The sequence below is a fragment of the Paenibacillus residui genome (assembly GCF_042677205.1).
GTDB lineage: Bacteria > Bacillota > Bacilli > Paenibacillales > NBRC-103111 > Paenibacillus_L > Paenibacillus_L residui.
On sequence record NZ_JBHTIU010000028.1, the window covers coordinates 21,431 to 38,690 of the forward strand.

Annotated in this window: 18 protein-coding genes, 1 pseudogene and 1 other annotated feature; of the genes and pseudogenes, 6 read left to right on the top strand and 13 right to left on the bottom strand. The window is 43.0% G+C overall.

The window, feature by feature from the left end:
- Positions 1 to 2: 2 nt before the first annotated feature.
- A complete protein-coding gene (locus tag ACFQ03_RS08710; RefSeq protein ID WP_379287497.1) occupies positions 3 to 1,184 on the top strand; it encodes an MFS transporter in 1,182 nt (393 codons plus the stop codon).
- Positions 1,185 to 1,377: 193 nt separating this feature from the next.
- Here ACFQ03_RS08710 and ACFQ03_RS08715 read toward each other — a convergent pair whose 3' ends face one another.
- On the bottom strand, positions 1,378 to 1,743 hold the full coding sequence (locus ACFQ03_RS08715; protein ID WP_379287499.1) for a hypothetical protein: 366 nt from the start codon (positions 1,741 to 1,743) through the stop codon (positions 1,378 to 1,380).
- Between the two features lie 297 nt (positions 1,744 to 2,040).
- Between ACFQ03_RS08715 and ACFQ03_RS08720 the strand changes: the two genes are divergently transcribed.
- Both ACFQ03_RS08720 and map read left to right on the top strand, forming a co-directional pair.
- Positions 2,041 to 2,643: a TetR/AcrR family transcriptional regulator gene (locus tag ACFQ03_RS08720; RefSeq protein ID WP_379287501.1), complete on the top strand. Its 603-nt coding sequence runs from the start codon at positions 2,041 to 2,043 to the stop codon at positions 2,641 to 2,643.
- 6 nt (positions 2,644 to 2,649) lie between these two features.
- Positions 2,650 to 3,396, top strand: coding sequence for a type I methionyl aminopeptidase (map, locus tag ACFQ03_RS08725; protein WP_144939029.1), 747 nt, complete (start codon positions 2,650 to 2,652; stop codon positions 3,394 to 3,396).
- Positions 3,397 to 3,436: 40 nt separating this feature from the next.
- Here map and ACFQ03_RS08730 read toward each other — a convergent pair whose 3' ends face one another.
- Positions 3,437 to 4,180: a GNAT family N-acetyltransferase gene (locus ACFQ03_RS08730; protein ID WP_260982136.1), complete on the bottom strand. Its 744-nt coding sequence runs from the start codon at positions 4,178 to 4,180 to the stop codon at positions 3,437 to 3,439.
- Between the two features lie 341 nt (positions 4,181 to 4,521).
- Between ACFQ03_RS08730 and ACFQ03_RS08735 the strand changes: the two genes are divergently transcribed.
- Complete coding sequence (locus tag ACFQ03_RS08735) at positions 4,522 to 5,334, top strand: class I SAM-dependent methyltransferase (protein ID WP_379287503.1); 813 nt, start codon at positions 4,522 to 4,524, stop codon at positions 5,332 to 5,334.
- Between the two features lie 41 nt (positions 5,335 to 5,375).
- Positions 5,376 to 6,020 (top strand): uridine kinase family protein, encoded by a 645-nt coding sequence (locus tag ACFQ03_RS08740; protein ID WP_379287505.1) that lies wholly within the window; start codon positions 5,376 to 5,378, stop codon positions 6,018 to 6,020.
- Positions 6,021 to 6,047: 27 nt separating this feature from the next.
- Here ACFQ03_RS08740 and ACFQ03_RS08745 read toward each other — a convergent pair whose 3' ends face one another.
- On the bottom strand, positions 6,048 to 6,221 hold the full coding sequence (locus ACFQ03_RS08745) for a nucleotidyltransferase family protein (protein WP_379287507.1): 174 nt from the start codon (positions 6,219 to 6,221) through the stop codon (positions 6,048 to 6,050).
- Positions 6,222 to 6,407: 186 nt separating this feature from the next.
- The gene (locus tag ACFQ03_RS08750; RefSeq protein ID WP_379287509.1) at positions 6,408 to 6,950 is read right to left on the bottom strand and encodes a CYTH domain-containing protein; all 543 of its coding nucleotides are present in this window, start codon (positions 6,948 to 6,950) and stop codon (positions 6,408 to 6,410) included.
- 418 nt (positions 6,951 to 7,368) lie between these two features.
- On the opposite strand from ACFQ03_RS08750, the pseudogene ACFQ03_RS08755 reads away from it, so the two are divergent.
- A pseudogene (locus ACFQ03_RS08755) lies at positions 7,369 to 8,162 on the top strand (SDR family NAD(P)-dependent oxidoreductase).
- A 29-nt stretch (positions 8,163 to 8,191) separates the two neighbouring features.
- Here ACFQ03_RS08755 and ACFQ03_RS08760 read toward each other — a convergent pair.
- The 9 genes from ACFQ03_RS08760 to ACFQ03_RS08800 form a co-directional block, all read right to left on the bottom strand.
- Positions 8,192 to 8,962, bottom strand: coding sequence for an alpha/beta fold hydrolase (locus ACFQ03_RS08760; RefSeq protein ID WP_379287511.1), 771 nt, complete (start codon positions 8,960 to 8,962; stop codon positions 8,192 to 8,194).
- Between the two features lie 10 nt (positions 8,963 to 8,972).
- Entirely contained in the window at positions 8,973 to 9,725 is a 753-nt protein-coding gene (locus tag ACFQ03_RS08765) for an alpha/beta fold hydrolase (RefSeq protein ID WP_379287513.1), read from the bottom strand.
- 286 nt (positions 9,726 to 10,011) lie between these two features.
- Positions 10,012 to 10,524 carry a GNAT family N-acetyltransferase gene (locus ACFQ03_RS08770; RefSeq protein WP_379287515.1) on the bottom strand — a complete coding sequence of 171 codons (513 nt, stop codon included), beginning with the start codon at positions 10,522 to 10,524 and terminating at the stop codon, positions 10,012 to 10,014.
- Positions 10,525 to 10,917: 393 nt separating this feature from the next.
- The gene (locus ACFQ03_RS08775) at positions 10,918 to 11,736 is read right to left on the bottom strand and encodes an endonuclease/exonuclease/phosphatase family protein (RefSeq protein ID WP_379287517.1); all 819 of its coding nucleotides are present in this window, start codon (positions 11,734 to 11,736) and stop codon (positions 10,918 to 10,920) included.
- A complete protein-coding gene (locus ACFQ03_RS08780; protein ID WP_379287519.1) occupies positions 11,733 to 12,614 on the bottom strand; it encodes a phosphotransferase in 882 nt (293 codons plus the stop codon). Before ACFQ03_RS08780 ends, ACFQ03_RS08775 begins: the two co-directional genes overlap by 4 nt.
- Positions 12,615 to 12,980: 366 nt before the next feature.
- Entirely contained in the window at positions 12,981 to 13,244 is a 264-nt protein-coding gene (locus ACFQ03_RS08785) for a hypothetical protein (RefSeq protein ID WP_379287521.1), read from the bottom strand.
- Between the two features lie 39 nt (positions 13,245 to 13,283).
- Positions 13,284 to 15,146 (bottom strand): arginine--tRNA ligase, encoded by a 1,863-nt coding sequence (locus ACFQ03_RS08790; protein ID WP_379287761.1) that lies wholly within the window; start codon positions 15,144 to 15,146, stop codon positions 13,284 to 13,286.
- A 47-nt stretch (positions 15,147 to 15,193) separates the two neighbouring features.
- Positions 15,194 to 15,410: a binding site (T-box leader), on the bottom strand.
- A gap of 84 nt (positions 15,411 to 15,494) precedes the next feature.
- Positions 15,495 to 16,217 (bottom strand): aminoglycoside phosphotransferase family protein, encoded by a 723-nt coding sequence (locus tag ACFQ03_RS08795; protein ID WP_379287523.1) that lies wholly within the window; start codon positions 16,215 to 16,217, stop codon positions 15,495 to 15,497.
- Between the two features lie 424 nt (positions 16,218 to 16,641).
- Positions 16,642 to 17,037, bottom strand: coding sequence for an NUDIX hydrolase (locus ACFQ03_RS08800; protein ID WP_379287525.1), 396 nt, complete (start codon positions 17,035 to 17,037; stop codon positions 16,642 to 16,644).
- Positions 17,038 to 17,260 lie beyond the last annotated feature (223 nt).

A 17,260-nucleotide genomic window follows, 5' to 3' on the forward strand; every position in this document is an offset into this window, starting at 1 on the left:
TCATGCAGAAAATACAACGGCCCATTATATTTTTCCTCATATTCGCCACCATGTTTGTGTTAGGCGGTATCCAGAACACGAAGGGCATCATCTTAGAGAAAGTGCAGAACGATATCCAACTGGATATCAGTCAAGTGGGCGTCATGGTTTCGGTGTTCCAGATCGGATTTCTGCTGGCCAGCCTAATCGCCGGCATTTTGGCGGACCGCAAAGGCATTAAAGTGGCCATGAGCATCGGTACCGCACTAATGATGATCGGTTTAATTGGAACGGGGGCTGCCTTTACCGTTGCCTTCTTTCTAGGCTTCTATCTGATGGTCGGGCTGGGCATCGGGGCGATGACCGTGTCGGTGGCTACGCTGATCCCCATTTATTTTAAAGAACGCGCAGGCGTGATCTTCAATTTGGCCAATGCCTTGTTCGGCGTAGGAATGATTGTCACTCCGCTAATACTCAATGCCATCTTTGCTCAAAATATAAGCTGGCGCTTCTTTTATATCGGAGTTTCGGTTGTGATTGCGATTATTTTATTCGCGCTGCTCTCCTTTAAACCGGCACAACCCTCCTCTGCTCAAGGTCAAGACAAAGTGACGGTCAAATCCGTACTGCAGCTATTTCAAGATCGCCAAATTTTGCTTGTTATATTATTCATTCTCTTCTATGTCGCGGCAGAAGCCGGGTTCCTGAATTTCTTCCCGATTTTCTATTCGTCGCTCGACATTGCCGGGATGGATGCCGCGCAGAAATCGTCTACTGCGGCCTATATCATCGCAAGCTTCGCTTTCCTGTTTACCATCGGCCGTTTTGTAGGCGGCATTATCATTTATAAGCTCGGCGAAAGACGCACCCTTATTGTTTTCTCGCTATTCGCGCTGCTGTCTCTGATTGTTGGACGTATATTTATGACCGAATTCAGTTATTTAATGATGCTGTTCGGTCTCGCCATGTCCGTCCTGTTCCCGACCGCACAAGGCATTGCCTCGAAGCTGACGCAGCAAGCCGGTTCCTTGCAAGGCCTCATCTATCTCGCCTCCGGACTCGGCGGAGCCGTCGTCGGCGTTGTGATCGGGCAAGTCTCCAAAACGTTCGGCATCGGCAACGGGTTTAATTTGCTTATCCTGTTTACCGCCATCATATGTCTGCTCGCCTTCCTGATCCGAACTCCGAAGGTGACCGATCAGTAAAGAAAAGATCATACGGAGCATTTTCATAATGCTTTAGCCCGACGAAACAAGCTAAAGACTTATCCCAAGAAGAGCGAGATTAGTGGTCAACATCCGCTAACACTCGCTCTTTCTCTAACCGACTGGCTGCAAACTTATGTGAATACATACTGATAAAACTGTTTCTGGATGTCTCTGGACCAACGTTTCGCCATTAGCGTTGAAATAACTTAAGGATATCGAGATTATCAGTTACACAAATAAGTTTTTCTTTATAATCACAGTTTTTTATAAAATGTGGAAGCTTCTCGAGATTGTACTTTTTGTTCCACTCTATTAGGTTTCTAACACTTTCAAGAGACTCTCGTTTTTTACTCCCAACACTCCCTGTAATGCGTTCTTCATATCGTTTCCATATTCTTGTTTCTTGGACAGACAGTGGAGTCATAATTACAATAATCTTGTCGGCAGCTAAAAAACTCGGTTCTACCCATGATCTGTATACACCTTCAATGATCCAAGCGTCTTGACTCACAATCTCTTTAAGTGTTTGATCCCGTAGTTCCTCTGAAGCCTTCACCCCATAAATATCTGCTTCATTATCCCAAAAAATATCGTCTAAATCATAATGTGGAATATTAAATTGTTGACTTAATAATTCTGATACATATGACTTACCGCTTCCTGAACCACCAATAATATGTATTCTTATGACAGTCCCCTCCTATCAGATTTTTAATATATTTATCATTTTACCCGACTCTTTTCCTTTGCGGCCTAGTTTTCTTAGTCCATTATAAAGTACTTGATCCTTACTTCCAAATGAAGTATATTCATTTTAGATTGACATTACTGCAGGTCTAAATAAGGAGGAGCCATGTCACCACGTACCAAAGAACAGAATGATGCGATCCGGGAGATGCGGATGAACCAAATTATGCAAGCGGCTGCGGAAGTATATTTGGAGAAGGGCATTCAATTGGAAATACGCGATGTTGCGGTCAAGGCAGAGCTCGGCTACGGAACCGTGTATCATTACTACAAAAATAAGCACATGCTTCTGGAAGATTTACTGTGGGATGCTCTGAATCGGACAGAGTCGGCAGTAATGCCTGCTTTGACGGGATTCGGCGGCGGTTTGCTTAAAGCTGAGTCGTTCTCCGGGCTGCTCCTGCGGGAGTGCATCCAGGATCCTTCCGTCTTTATTTTGCTTAAAACGGTTGCGGATAATTTCCACCACTTCCCGGGAAACCGGTTCAGCAAGCTGTTTGCCGATTTTCAGGAACGGATTTATTTGCCCTTTGTGGAAATGATTCGTGAAGGATTCGGTTCCAAATCGCCGGAGAAAACAGCTAATCTGATATTTGGCTCGCTTGTTGGCTGCGCAGCATTGAACATCCACCACAATATGCGGAACGAGATGGATGTGGAAGGGTTCGTCGATATGATTTTTTCAGGCATACAGTTAAAGGAGAGATGAATGGAAATGGTCATTCTGAAATCGAGAGCAGAAATTGAAGAAATGAGAAAAGCCGGCCGAATTGTCGCTGCTTTTCATCAAGCAATCGCAGATATGATCCAGCCGGGTGTCACGACGCTCGATATCGAATCTTTCGCGGTGCGGTTCCTGAAGGAGAATGGCGCCAAGGCTTATACGATAGGCTATAACGGCTATCCGTTTGCGACATGTGCGTCTGTCAACGACGTCATTGCGCATGGTTTTCCGAGCGGGAAGCCGCTCAAGGAAGGCGATATCGTCAAAATCGACATCGTCGCGGAGGCGGATGGCTGGATCGGGGATTCAGCCTGGTGTTATGCGGTCGGCGAGGTGTCGGAAGAAGCCCGTAATCTGATGCGGGTAACGAAGGAATGCTTATATCTTGGTATCGAAAAAGCTGTCGTCGGAAACCGGATCGGCGATGTGATGCACGCGGTTCAAACCCATGCTGAGCGAAACGGATTCTCGGTAGTGCGTGATTTGCTTGGTCATGGCGTAGGAAGGGAGATGCATGAGGAACCTAATTATCCCCACGTCGGAAATCCGGGCAAAGGATTCCGCTTGAAGGAAGGGATGGTTTTTACGATCGAGCCGATGCTAAATGCCGGAACAGCGTTAATGACGATTGATGCCGACGGATGGACCGCCAGAACCGCTGACGGCTCACTTTCCGCACAGTACGAGCATACGATCGCCATTACTGCGGATGGCCCGGTTATATTGACCGCACAATAGAATTTTCAATCCTTTTCATGGGATATTTCTTGAGATATGATTACTGTTCAAATCCTTCGAAATTGCATCGCCAATCAGACACCCATGCGGGAAAGTACCCTATTCGGTGAGCTACTCTCTGTGAAGCAATGTTACTGGCGATTACGTCATAACTCGGTATCTCTCCACGCCCCAATATTTCAAAAGTTAACCTGTTTACAAGATAACTAGCCAATCCCAAATTACGATATTTGGGTAATACTTCTATGCCAATTTGCCACAGTTTTGCACAGGTTTTGCTTGCTCCAGCCACACCAACAATTTCCCCATCTCGCTTTGCAAGCACAGCTAGATCCGTCTGCCAGGGAAGATTCGTATCGTATATAATAGCTTCATTGAATCTTGTAACATCAAATAAACTGACCACTTCTTCTCGCTTAATCCGTTCAAATGAAAAAAAATTCGGCGGTGATATTGGCTTTATTCTTTTTACATCAGGCAGAAAATGCAAGTAAAGACCTCTGATAAATGGTAAGGAGAACACGGTATCCCTGTTTTTGCCCTGCATCTGTGTTTTGGCAATTAACAACCGTTCGGGTGTAGCCGATACTACAATTGATTTCCCCATAGACACAATTTCGAAATAACGTGCCTTCCTTGGAAATGGTCTGCGTCCGGGATTTTCCTTGGCTTCAACAAAAATAATGCTGTCCTTTTCGCCGTTCAGATCATCGATTGAGCAATTAAGGTCAATGGCAAGTTGTGATTGCACAATGAACAGCATTTCTTCTTGTGTCATAATCATCGCTACCCTTCCTTTCGTTTCGGAACTCAACGTAGCTCGTTATTCTTCTGATACTTCCAAGTTAAATATGGCGCGTCGGTTTTCCCCCTCCCTTATCGTTTTGCGCCGTCGTGGTCGCATAAATAACATACAGTTTTAACCCGAAAATGAATAGACTAAATTTTTTAAATAAGCGATTATGGAACTCTTACTGATCTACCGGATGGAAGGTTTTGGGTAGAATCGTTTATACAAAAGTGGTACATTATTTGGGAATCAATAGCGCAGAGTGTTCGGGTTCGATACGTGTGGTTGAGATAACGCGTAAGTCGGAATACACTTTTAGTTTGAGAGGGTTCAGTATGGACAAGAATTCGGTATATAGAACAAATATTATAGGCGCCGGCGAGGTTGGCAGCGCTGTCTCGGTCGACATGGATAAGAATTATGTGCATAAAATTAACAGTTTTTATTGGGATACAAAAGGAAATGACTTCTTAGGAGCAATCGTGCTTCCTTTATATGGAGCATATGTCTCAGAAGAAAAATGCCGGCTTTTTGGCGACGTCACCGGGAAAAAGATGCTGGAGATAGGCTGTGGAAACGGTCAATCCTTGCAATATCTGGGGGAACGCAAAGCATCCGAACTGTGGGCTGTGGACATATCTGAAAAACAAATCGAAAAGGCAGCTCAACATTTGAACGCATGCGGCCTATCAGCAAAATTTATCTGTACTCCCATGGAAGAAGAATGTGGCCTGCCAGTGGATTATTTTGACTTTGTTTATTCAATTTATGCCATAGGCTGGACCACCGACCTAGAGGGTACTTTTGGCCGGATCGCTTCTTACCTTAAAAAAGACGGTGTATTTATTTTCAGTTGGTCTCACCCTATACATAAATGTGTTGCTGCAGAAAATAATATGCTTGCTTTTAAAAAATGTTATTTCGATGAATCTTGGTATTCGGTATCTCTTGATGAAGGTACGCTAACATTATCGGACCGTAAACTATCAACCTATGTGAATGCGTTGGCAAAAGCGGGATTTGTCATTGAGCAAATGGTTGAGGAATCTGATGACGAAATTATGCAATCCCGGGACGATAACAGCGATTTTGCAAAAAAAGCAAAGATGCTTCCAGTAACTTTTGTAATCAAAGCAAGAAAACTATAGTATCCGATAGCTTAATCATAACTAACAAATGGAGGAAAATTATGGACAGGGTTTTGCATGAGATAGCCACTTCGGTTAAAGGAGAAGATAGAAGATTTATCATTGGGATTTCGGGTCATGGTGCGTCTGGAAAGACAACGTTTGCCCATAATCTTGTAAAATTTCTGGGACATAACAATGTAAATTATATCAATACAGATCCTTATATTATCGGTTCTCATCTTAGGAAGTATACTTTAATTAGCTATGAATATAAGAATGAACAGCATCAAGAGAAAATGACAGCTTGCCATCCTGCTGCTCATAATGTATTCGCTTTAGAGAGAGACATACATATGATGAGAGATGGTTTAGATTTTTATACAATAGGCACGAACTATACAAAGAGTAAGTTGGTCTCTTCCGGAAACAAAATTAATATTGTGGAAGGCATGACCGTTGCCTTTACAGATCCCAATTTGTATGATCTAAAAATTTACTTATATACAGATGGGGAAACGGAACTAATGAGAAGAAGTATACGTGATGTTGCTGAAAGAGGAACAGATATTAATTATTTAAAAAAATCTCATGAAGAGCGCAGAATTCAATATGATTTATTTATGCATCCTTATCATCGGAATTTTGATTTGGTTTTAAAAAATTCCAACGAAGACTATATTCTTGAAAAAGGCAGTATTAATTAATATGTGCAGTATCCCTAATCGTCATAATTAGTTCCATGGAATTACATTAAGATCCGGCCAGTTAGTTTTCCATCTAAGTACTTTCTTTTCATAAATCTCTTTTATTATTTGTACTTTATTTGGCCTTACAATTAGCCCGAGTAAATCATTTAATCCAAAAGGTGCGTACAATCTCCAGGTATCATTATCATTTTTTCTCAACCCGATTGCAGTAGCTGTTGTAGGCCAAGTATTAATAGCCTCTTCAAGTGAAGAATAAGGATATAATAGTGTTCTATTTCAAGCTTAGGAGCTTGTTTGAAAATAGAACTCAACACAGGATTCATCTGAATAATCGATGTGAGGTATTCCATTTGAGAGGTAAGGTCTGTGTTATGGGCTGTGTATTTAGAGTTTTCCATCTACAAATTCCTTTCCATTTACCAGGTCTTCATTGGAACCTTCAATCTTTTCTAATAAATAACCTTCAAACAACTGTTTGTATCCTTCCAAGTCCACAGTTATTGGGGTAGTGTCCGATCGTAAAAGCTCAATTTCAAAAATGTTTCCGACACCTTCAACTGTGTCCAAGTGAAAGACAACATGATCTTTAGACCATACTTCCCTTGCTTTTTTAATAGTTATTGCTTGACCGTACAGTGAGGTAAAGATGGGAAGGATTTGTGCGTCTTTAACTTGGTAATATTCAAATTCAATATTTGATTCTTGATTACTTCTACTGTAAACATACACTAGTGTCGACTCTTCGTTTTCTATCCTTATTTTTATTCTCTTAGAGTTTGATTGTGTCTGGGGATCATATATTTTGAAAATATGATCTTCCTGCTGCTTCCTAGTTATAAATTGAGCCTGAAATTGATTAAGTATTTCACGGATTTGCGTGAAATTCTCGCAGAAGTATTTGGTATCTCTACAGAGCTGAACTTTCATTCTTATCACGACCGTTCGCTATTTTTTCAACTAATTTATATCGAACCTTAACCTGTCTTTTTGAATATAAGCTTTAACTTTCATGGCTAATAGTCAGAATATTTTCGTTAGCATCCAAATAAACAACAATCAATTGATCCGTATACTCCGGATTAAAAGTGAAATCCATGATAAAAATCTGTTCTTTTTGCTCTTTTTCTATTGTCACACGCCTAGATCGGACAGAATGACCGTCACCAGCAGGACAACTTACGCCGTCAATCGGCGGACATTATGCGTAAACTGGTATTTCGCGCAAATCTTTATTGCTTTTGATTATGATTTTCTTATTGTTGGTAATACTATTTCTGCCAGCGCTACAACTGTTGACGTTCCATTAGCTGCCCGTGTTAAAAACACGAATCTGGGAGGATCCTGCATGCAACTATATTTAAAAGGAAAAACGCATTGGTTACTGGGTCTACATCAGGAATCGGAAAAGCGATCGCCTTGTCATTAGTAGCGGAAGGTGCCGCTGTGCTTATTAACGGACGTCGTGAAGAAAAAGTTAATCAAACGGTAGAAGAAATTCAAACAAAGTTTCCTGACGCTAACCTTCAGTCAGTTGTAGCTGATCTAGGGACAGAACAAGGATGCCGACAGGTTATTGAGAAGCACTCTGAAGTAGACATTCTTATTAACAACTTGGGAATTTTTGAGCCTGTCGAATATTTTGATATCCCTGATGAAGATTGGTTCAAGCTGTTTGAAACCAACATCATGAGCGGTGTTCGACTTACCCGCCGGTACCTGAAACAAATGATTCAGAAAAAGGAAGGCAGAGTCATCTTTATCGCCAGTGAAGCAGCGATTATGCCATCTCTGGAAATGGCTCATTATAGTGCGACCAAAACGATGCAGCTCTCGCTCTCCCGCAGTTTAGCCGAGTTGACTAAAGGAACGAATGTGACTGTCAATACGGTTATGCCTGGTTCCACTTTAACTGAAGGAGTGGAAACGATGTTAAATCAGCTTTATCCTAATGAGAAATTAACAATGGAAGAAGCTGAAAAGCGATTTATGAAAGAGAACCGGCCAACCTCCATTATTCAAAGGCTTATTCGACCAGAAGAAATTGCACATCTCGTCACCTTCTTAAGTAGTCCTCTTTCTTCTGCCATTAATGGTTCCGCGTTACGTATAGATGGAGGATTAGTACGTAGCGTGTTTTAATAAATCAATTTTGCAGCTGCACCCGTTCATTATCTGGCTTCCTTCAAATCGTCCCGGCTTTGCTCCAGCAACTGAAGGATCGAATCATTTACCAAAGTTGGGTTTTCCCTTGTCATATGCGGTCTATGGCTTCCTCCCGAGACAACTAAATATTTTGATCCTTTGACAAGGGAGCTCAAATATTTAACCCTTTCCTCGTCAACAAATGGATCATGCTCCCCCGAAATAAACAGGCATGGACATTGAATACTTCCAAGCTGTTCCGTTGTAAGCTGCGGGTAAAGACGCCAATCTTCAGCCGATTGTTTCATGAATTCTTGCCAATTCCCTTTATGTGCTTCGCTGTGTCTTTCCATCATTTGGTCGATTGTAGTTTGCATCCCTTTATCTATTAGCCATTCCGGCTCAAATTCTTCGACCCCTGTCGGATCGCAAAATCCACTTGTACCTATTGTAGTAAGCGTAATGACTCTCTCCGGATGATTAACGGCAAGGTAAAGCCCGACATTGGCTCCCAAGCTGTAGCCAACCAAATGCGCGGCATCCATATTCAATTGCCCCATAAATTCTATCACGTCATCTGCAATTTGCGGCGTAGACCATTCAAGGCTTTCGCATCTTGTTCTGCCATGCCCTCTGAAATCCGGGAAGTAGCAGGTGTATTTTTTTTGAAAATCCAATATTTGACTAGCAAAAGCCAATATTCCGCGAGAATAACCGCTGTGCAAAAAAATGAGATTCTCTCCATGCCCCATCTTCTCGTAAAACATTTCCAAATCATTGACCTTTACATATGGCATTATACTCCCCCTATCCGCTGTTCTTTTCCAAAAAATCAAGAATGGTATCGTTTACAAATGCAGGATCTTCCCTATTCATATGAGTTTTATGGCTTCTACCGGGTACGATAACATAACGGGAGTCAGGGATTAGATTTGTCACCCGTTTTAGATCCTCTTCTGGAGCGAACTCATCATACTCCCCTGCGATAAACAAAGCGGGACAGCTTATACTTCTTAATTGATCGTCCGTCAGATTGGGATAGGTTCGCCAATCCTTTATTTTCTGCCTAAGAAACTCCTGCCAATTTCCTTGATGCGCATCAAAATGTCTTTCTTCCATCGATTTAATGAAATCATAGTTTTTGTTTTGCAACAGCCGTTCCGGCTCAAACTCTTCCGATCCCATGGATGCAACAAAGCCGCTTTGACCGATAGAAGTTAATGATGCCACTCTTTCGGGCTGATTAACAGCGCAATGTAGTGCCACTCCTCCACCCATGCCGTAACCGATGAAATGGGTCTGTTGAATCTGAAGCTGGTCCATAAATGCAAAAATATCGTCTGCATGCTGGGGAGTACTCCACTCAAGACTGCTGCTCCTCGTTCTGCCGTGCCCTCTGAAATCCGGAAAATAGCAAGTATACTTGCGTTGGAAGTCGAGTATTTGACTGGCAAAAGCCAATATTCCCCGAGAAAATCCACTATGTAAAAACACTATCGGACTTCCGATCCCCATCTTTTCATAATACATTTCGATGTTGTTGCATTGAATATACGGCATCCCGATTCAGCTCCTTTAAGACGTTATATTTTTCAATTGGAAAGTATAATGCCAGCTGCTCTTTACTATACTTCAGGATCGTAAAATTCCTCCTCGTGTCTCCACCATTAAATTACAATCATCCACAAACATACGTTCTCTATACTTTACCATATAGTGGTAATCGGTTCAAGGGGTTTTTACGCGTCGTGGGATTTGGTGTTTGAGGTTTTCTCGTCTTGAAACAAAATAAGCCGCTGACGCGGCTTATTTTGTTCAAGGAAGCTCTTGATATTCTCTGACAACGTTAGAGTTTAACTTTAGTGAAATACAGATTCAAATCATCATCCACACGAACCATGGAACCGGGAGTTACCGGTTGTTGCTGATACGCCACTCCCCTGCCGTCGGGTATATATCCCCTTTTTGCATACATACGCTGTGCACTGCCATAACTTTGATAGAGTCCGACGCCGATTCCAGCGATTCCATATTTCTCAAATGCAATGTTCTCGATGGCTTCCATTAATGCATTTCCTATCCCCCGATTTCGAAATGGAGGAATAACATTGAAATCATTTATTTCCGGTATGCCATTTTCAACAAAGTAAGGGTAATGTGAGGTAGTAAGAAGATGTAAGCTTCCCGCGAACTGCTGTTGGTAAAAGGCTAGTAAAGTAATTCTTTCCCCTGTTACATTCTGTTCCCAACATCTCTGGATGTAATCCCTGGACTTTCCGACACCATGTTCTGTGAAAACTTGATACACAAGCTCTACGTCCGATTCAGTCATTTGACGAATTTCAATAGAATTAGTCATAATCTCCCCCCCTATTCAATTACTACTATATAATTCGTTTACCAGTTGGTTTAATGCTGGAGAACGTCACCCGAATTGTAAATAGCTCGCCATATCCTGCATTTTTTGTACCGGCATGGACGCTAAATGGATTTCATCCAGTTATTTTGTCTCCTTAAGGGAAAAAAATGAAAACTAACTGGAAATCCTCCATCTATATTTCCTAAAAATGATGATATAGGACGAAGTATTCCATTTTAAATGTAGTTTTTCCAGTTAGTCTAGCGGCTTTCTACCATTCAATAGAATTTACCTGCATAAAATCCAGTTACATCGTCGGAATCACATCGAGGGAATAAGTAATTGGGTTACCTAGGCGATTTTTAGTATAAATAGTTACCGCCCGAAATAGATTCACGAAAAAATAAGCTCGGCCACAACACCATAGTGATCGCTTGGAACTTTGTTCGCTATCGGTGTTGGCTCTGTTCCGAAAAGGCGCAGGCTTCTGACCACGGGCTCCGGATCTTGATACTGCGGGTCCTGCCTCAGCATAATCCAATCCACACGAGCAGGCATTTGCAGTGTATGAAGGCCGTTCCAGCGAGGATTTCGGGCAAAATCGAGGGTTGGTTGAGCCTGCAATCCTGTTCGCCATTGCTCATATTCGGCGAGATCCAGCCATTTAGCGGCACGGCCATTCAGCGATTGGCGCCCCTGCAGAAGCCTATGGATACTAGAATCGGGCAAATCATTGAAATCACCGCATAACCACTCCACAGTGTCCATTTCGGCCATAGAGTCGATCCAATCCAGTACAGCGCATATTTGAACTTCTCGGGTGAGCACACACCTCCAGTCCAGGTGAACATTCGTTATGCCGATGCGAACCGAATTGACCTGCAGGATAGCCCGGTGAGCGCAATAAACCGAAGGATTCGAATCGCTATCCCAAATCGCTTTTTCCATCACAAAAGGGTGTTTACTTAGTATCGCCAGACCTTCCCCGGCATCTTCCAGATCCGGATACGCCTGAAAGGTGACATAGGGATATCCCGTCTGTTCAGCGATATAGGCAGCAATCGGTTTTGACGAATAACCGGGGGTCTGTGCGGCAGCCTCCTGCAAAGAGATAACATCCGCATGAACCGAACCGATTTCTTCGCAGAGGGCGGCCAGTCTGCTGCTTAGCGTTCTTTCGTCGTTCCATATATTATAAGTAGCGATGATCATGTAATCGCCTCGTTCCTCAGCTTGCTCCAATAAGCCCAAGCTTCCAAATATTCTGGCAAATGTGAAGAATGGTACTTTAAGCATGTCGCAATTCTACAATAAAGCTGAACCAGCACCTCTTCCACCAACGACCGGTGATTATCCCACTGCCACAAGGAAGGGTGTAAGGTACGGGCCGCTTGCCGAAGTGTATCCATAGTCAAGTCGTCGGGAGACGAGCAAAAGGCGAAGAGAAAATCATAATGCGGAGGTCCGACCATTGGCGCTGGGTCGATGACGCCTCTCAGTACGGACGAATCAAAAATAAAATTATGAACCCCACAGTCCCCGTGCAGCAAATATGCCTGCAGATTGTCCGATCGGTATATGGCTTCAGGAAGCTGCTTAACCCAATCATGGTCGTCTTGTGGCAGCAAGCCTCCTATTTGATCACGAGCTTCCAAGATTCGCTGCTGCAGGAACGACGGCCATGAGTCGGCAAGAGGCTCATCCAGCCACCCCCAACCTTGGTCAGCACTGTCGCGTTGATATCGATTTATGAGCGACTCCGCCAAGGCGGACAGCCATTCTGATTTGGACCCCATCTCTTTATTGGCGGTTCCTTGAATATACTCATAGACGAAGAATTGATGAGCCGGATCGACAAAATAAAGCTTGGGAAAAATCAATCCTGCGTAGGTTTGAAGAAAGCTTGCCACTAATTCTACGTGCTTAGGACCATCGATTTTCAGAACATATAACGGTTCGTCACGAAAGCCGACAGTGTATACTTTGCCCGCAGTCGTACCCGACATTTCCCGGTCCAAAATACATGCCGGTTGAAGAATTCCTTGATTCTTCAACTGAACGAGTATCGATTGCGCTTGAACATCACTCATTCACATCCTACCTTCCTTTACTTCTGTCCGTGATCCTATCCTTTCCTATCATTTTACTTCTTCCCCGAATTCTTCAGATAGTAAAGATTGAACATAATTAAACTATCCTGTTCGAAACAGTTTTTTCGCAAACACTCTGCTCTTCTTACACTCTCCTTGCTCCTCCACTCAGGGGTATCGGGATAATTCATGATTTTTTTTAATGATTAGTTTGTCATAAAGTAAGTATGAAGTCTTGGTAGCCTTCAGGAGTCGGTTTTCCGTCGGACACTTTGAGCGTTAGTTGCTCTGGAAAAGCCATAAAACTGACCTGGGTAGTCTTTCGACATACTGGGTAATCACCTTCTTTGTGGCTTAGTATGGTCTTCATGGTTTGTTCGGACAACTGGCTTTGGGACAGCAAATCTTCGAGGGCAAGGTGTCGTTTATATCCTTCGGAGCTTTCATTTCCGCCAACAATTCAGGAGCCAATTCATTCAGTCGATTGATCGTTTCTTGTATCTCTTTCTCTTGCCAATTCTGATCCGAATGCAGCAAATAACCGACAATTCCATTTACCAAAGGCTTTAGTGATTGACCGTGCTGGAAGCCAATTTCATAAGGTGTCCCACGCAATGTAATTTTGAGCATTATGTCCCCTCCATCAAACATTTCATATTCATCCGTAGTTCACATACGCTCAGGTGCAGGAAGACCGAGAACCGTTAATGCGTCGCCGATGGTTTCTTTGAATTTGCAGGTGAGCCAAAGCCTGAGCGCTTGTTTATCGCTATCCGCCTTTATTATAGGGCAAGCGACATAGAAATTGTTGAACAAGGTAGCCAGCTCATGAGCGTAATTACATATCATGTTTGGAGACAGTTCCTTACTGGCTGCATATAGCGTATCCTGCCAAGCAGCGATATGTCTGATTAATGAGTATTCCGCCTGCTCCATAGGACGGATCTCTTCCGGAACCATCGGTTGCATATTCAATTCGCGTTCTGCTTTATTTAGGAGGCTAACTGCGCGAGCGTAAGAGTACATCAAGTAGACACCCGTATTTCCGGTTACTTCTGTCGCCTGCTGCATGTCAAAAACAACCTCGGTCAACAAGCTGAACCGAAGAAGATAGTAACGGATGGCGGCAGCGGCGATCATCCGGCTCGCTAGCCCGGTTTTATCCGAACGTTTGTTATCAATGATCTCTTCCATAAGATCAAGTAAATCGGAGATCTTGATCCCTATTCCTTGTCTTCCCGACATAGCATAAGAGGCTTTGCCATCCGATGTATCTATGCCTAGTTCCTTCGCGGCCCCCGGACTTAATGAAACCACACCATAGCTGACATGACGAAGCTTCTCGGCTTGTTGGGTGTACCCCAGGATTTCAAGAGCTTGTTTCACCATGGCCTGGGGATATTCTTGTCTATGGTCGATTACATTGATGACGATATCTGCTTTGCCAAAGGAGGAATGGATTCCATGACCATTCGTCGTCCACAGTTCTTCCGAAAAGCGTTTATACAAGAAGTCCTTTTCCAGCAGCCCGAACTTCCATAGATGATAAGCGATATCTTTAGCGGTATAGGTCAAAATGCCGTTGGAACGGACCAAAACTTTGTCCATACTGTGTTCGGACTCTTTAGCTTCCGTTTCGGACGAGGGCTGTTTTAATACCCAGCATCCCTCCAGCTTGCCGGAAGTTTCCCGGTAAAACTGCGCCGTCTGCTGCAGTAAGCCGAATGCCGCCGCCCAGAACCCACCCCTGACAATATGGCTCTCCCAGACCAATAAATCATAGTGAATGCCAAACTCGCTCATCTCTTCGAGGTGTTCGCGTACAATCCGTTCAGCTATAAGGAATCCGATCCAGGATAAGTTCCCATTCCCCTCTTCCAGAGAATGAAGCACTTTAGTCCTTTGTTCCAGCAATGGGGTATTTTTTTCATACTCTCTATTAACCTCCGAGTAAATATCCCAGCAGAAGTCGCCAAAACGCGAGTGCTCTTTCTTATGGGGAACATTCAAAATACCTACAACCGTATCGGCAAGCTGATTCCCCAGGTCATCGATATAATTATGCACTTCGACATTAAACCCGACTCTTTTCAAGAGTCGTACAAGGGTATCGCCAATGCAAGAATTTCTCAGGTGACCGATGTGGGCGGATTTGTTCGGATTGATGGAAGTATGTTCAACAATGACCTTCTCACCATTATTCAGAGGCAGGGTGAATTCGCGGTGAGCCCATTCCTTCCAATCGATATGCATATTGATAAATCCCGGAGGAGCGACCTCGACGCGATGAAACAGGTTCTCGATATTCCCTTCCTCTTCCAGCTTGATTTTCAACATGTTTGCAATTTGCAGGGGTGCTTTACGTAAACTTTTGGCAAGCTGCATCGCAACGTTCGTTGAATAATCTCCATGTTCCAGATGAGCAGGCTGTTCGACATAAATGTTTACGTCATCGCTGTAGTCGAGACCGGCTTCGTCCAAAAGACTCCTTACCGACTTTTCGATGCTGTTTTGAAGCTGCTGACTGATCAACATTTAAAACCCTCCTCCTAAACTAAAAATAAAGCCTCCATCCCTATAAAAGAGACGAAGGCTTATGCGTTCGCGGTACCACTCTTGTTGTTAAACGTGTCGTTTAACCACTCCATAAGATAACGGTCTTGGCCGTGACTTCCTACTTACCATTCAGAAGCCATTCTCGCGGGTCCGTTTCCCTGCTCACTCCGTACCGGCTCTCACCTCTTCCGGCTCTCTTTGACTCGAGTCAACAGGTACTCTCCCGGTCATTAAATTTTGTGATATTTTGTAAAATAGTATATCTAAACCTTAATAAAGTCAATCTCCCGTCCACAAGCTCGAACCGTGTGGTTCGCCTTGTCATCAACCGGTCAGAAGGCTTTCTGCGAAAGCAACGTCTTTAATAAGCTTCGGATATTTTTCAGGGATTGAGCTGTCTTCCGCGCTCCAGCAGACACCCATTGCCGTCTCCACATAAAGGCACTGCCTTATAATTTCATTTGGAAGGTTAAGGTTTTGTTCCAGTATGCCTATGATATCGTTAATTTTCTTAAACAATTCCGGAGTGATTTCATCGCCGAATTCATTTAATATAAACCGCGGAACATCAAATACGGGATCGCCTATTACGCCTTTAGGATCGATAATGAAATATTGTCCGTCCCGGCCGAGCAACAGATTATCGTGGTGCAAATCTCCATGAAGCAGCATCTGTTGTGAGTATATCGAGGAAACCGATAAGCAGATCTCTTTTGCTTTTTTCATATAACCATACAATTCTTTACAATCATGCCGCGTGCTCATGTATTCTGTGATCCTGCCGACCCACTCTAGGTAAGTCGGGTATATTTCCGCATTGGCGGGCATAATGTGCAAGCCTTTATATATTGAGCAGAATACAGCTAGTCTCTTATCCAGTGAGCTCTCTTTCCTTAAAGGAATTCCCGGACGCACATCCTCTTCAAGGATGACGCCGTTGTCAATATCGGCATCAAACGCTTTGCAAAATCGTCCGCCGTTATATTCACATAAAGTGCTATACTCCGTAAAGATTTCTCGAAAAGCAGGGTTGCCTAATTTAAGCACTGCATTCCCGAAGGTTTCCGAGCAGCATCTAAAGATCAAGTTTGCGGAATAGGAAGGGATAAACTGAAAAGAGGTCAGCCTCCACTTGTCTGCATATTCTTCGATATCCCTAAGAACTTTCGCATAGAACTCTTGGCCAAAACGGTTAATGATATTTTCGGTTTCCTTGGGCTTGAAGCTGTAATGCTTGTTCATAAGAGCATCACCTCCGCTCCTGACCAATCAGGAACTTATTTCCATCTTTAGACTCAATTCTAACCTTTTTCAGCATGGAGTTCTATTGCATCCTTATTCCAGTTTAGAAAATCCGTTTGCACGGCACCAGCAGAAATTGAAAACAGATTTTCAAGGTAGCAGATACTTTATAGCGCGGAAAGTCCTCACTTCTTTCCAAATCAAGTTCAATATCGTGTAGAGGAAGTCCTTAGTTAATCGGTACTGAGTCATTATAATTAATTACATATGACCTTAATTTCAGTTTTTTTGCATCCAGCCATTTTGCATACATGTCGTAATATACCGGTCCATATAATAAGTTTTCCGGTAGTTGAGCAACTAACCTAATTTCTTCAATCTCATAGCTCGGTAATTCGTATAATTCGGTAACTTTGACGAAGAACATCATGCCATAACTACCATTCATCAAATATACTGCAAACGGTGTTAATTCAAATTGTACCGCCCCTGTTTCTTCATATAATTCTCTACTTGCAGCTTGAATTAAATCTTCATTCTTTTCCCTCTTACCCCCAGGCAATTCCCATTGTTGACGTAGCTTATTCCGTATAATTATCAACTGGTTTTGATATTCGGCGATCATGACACATATTTAATTTCATTAGAATTTATTTCATCAAGACCAAACCAAGTACACTCCATGATAAGCCCCTTTCGCCGATTCTAAACAGGGTAAAATCGTAATCGTCTAAATTATGAACTTTATGTTCAAATACGGCAATTACTACTATAATAGAACGTTTGTTTGCAAAAGACAAATTTCTTATTTCTGACAAGGGATTATCTACAAAGCTTATTCTCCAAGC

Coding starts and splice junctions, on each gene's coding strand:
- ACFQ03_RS08710 (WP_379287497.1), top strand. CDS start 3: ATGCAGAAAATACAACGGCCCATTATATTTTTCCTCATATTCGCCACC.
- ACFQ03_RS08720 (WP_379287501.1), top strand. CDS start 2,041: ATGTCACCACGTACCAAAGAACAGAATGATGCGATCCGGGAGATGCGG.
- map (WP_144939029.1), top strand. CDS start 2,650: ATGGTCATTCTGAAATCGAGAGCAGAAATTGAAGAAATGAGAAAAGCC.
- ACFQ03_RS08730 (WP_260982136.1), bottom strand. CDS start 4,180: ATGATTATGACACAAGAAGAAATGCTGTTCATTGTGCAATCACAACTT.
- ACFQ03_RS08735 (WP_379287503.1), top strand. CDS start 4,522: ATGGACAAGAATTCGGTATATAGAACAAATATTATAGGCGCCGGCGAG.
- ACFQ03_RS08740 (WP_379287505.1), top strand. CDS start 5,376: ATGGACAGGGTTTTGCATGAGATAGCCACTTCGGTTAAAGGAGAAGAT.
- ACFQ03_RS08750 (WP_379287509.1), bottom strand. CDS start 6,950: ATGAAAGTTCAGCTCTGTAGAGATACCAAATACTTCTGCGAGAATTTC.
- ACFQ03_RS08760 (WP_379287511.1), bottom strand. CDS start 8,962: ATGCCATATGTAAAGGTCAATGATTTGGAAATGTTTTACGAGAAGATG.
- ACFQ03_RS08765 (WP_379287513.1), bottom strand. CDS start 9,725: ATGCCGTATATTCAATGCAACAACATCGAAATGTATTATGAAAAGATG.
- ACFQ03_RS08770 (WP_379287515.1), bottom strand. CDS start 10,524: ATGACTAATTCTATTGAAATTCGTCAAATGACTGAATCGGACGTAGAG.
- ACFQ03_RS08775 (WP_379287517.1), bottom strand. CDS start 11,736: ATGATCATCGCTACTTATAATATATGGAACGACGAAAGAACGCTAAGC.
- ACFQ03_RS08780 (WP_379287519.1), bottom strand. CDS start 12,614: ATGAGTGATGTTCAAGCGCAATCGATACTCGTTCAGTTGAAGAATCAA.
- ACFQ03_RS08785 (WP_379287521.1), bottom strand. CDS start 13,244: ATGCTCAAAATTACATTGCGTGGGACACCTTATGAAATTGGCTTCCAG.
- ACFQ03_RS08800 (WP_379287525.1), bottom strand. CDS start 17,037: ATGATCGCCGAATATCAAAACCAGTTGATAATTATACGGAATAAGCTA.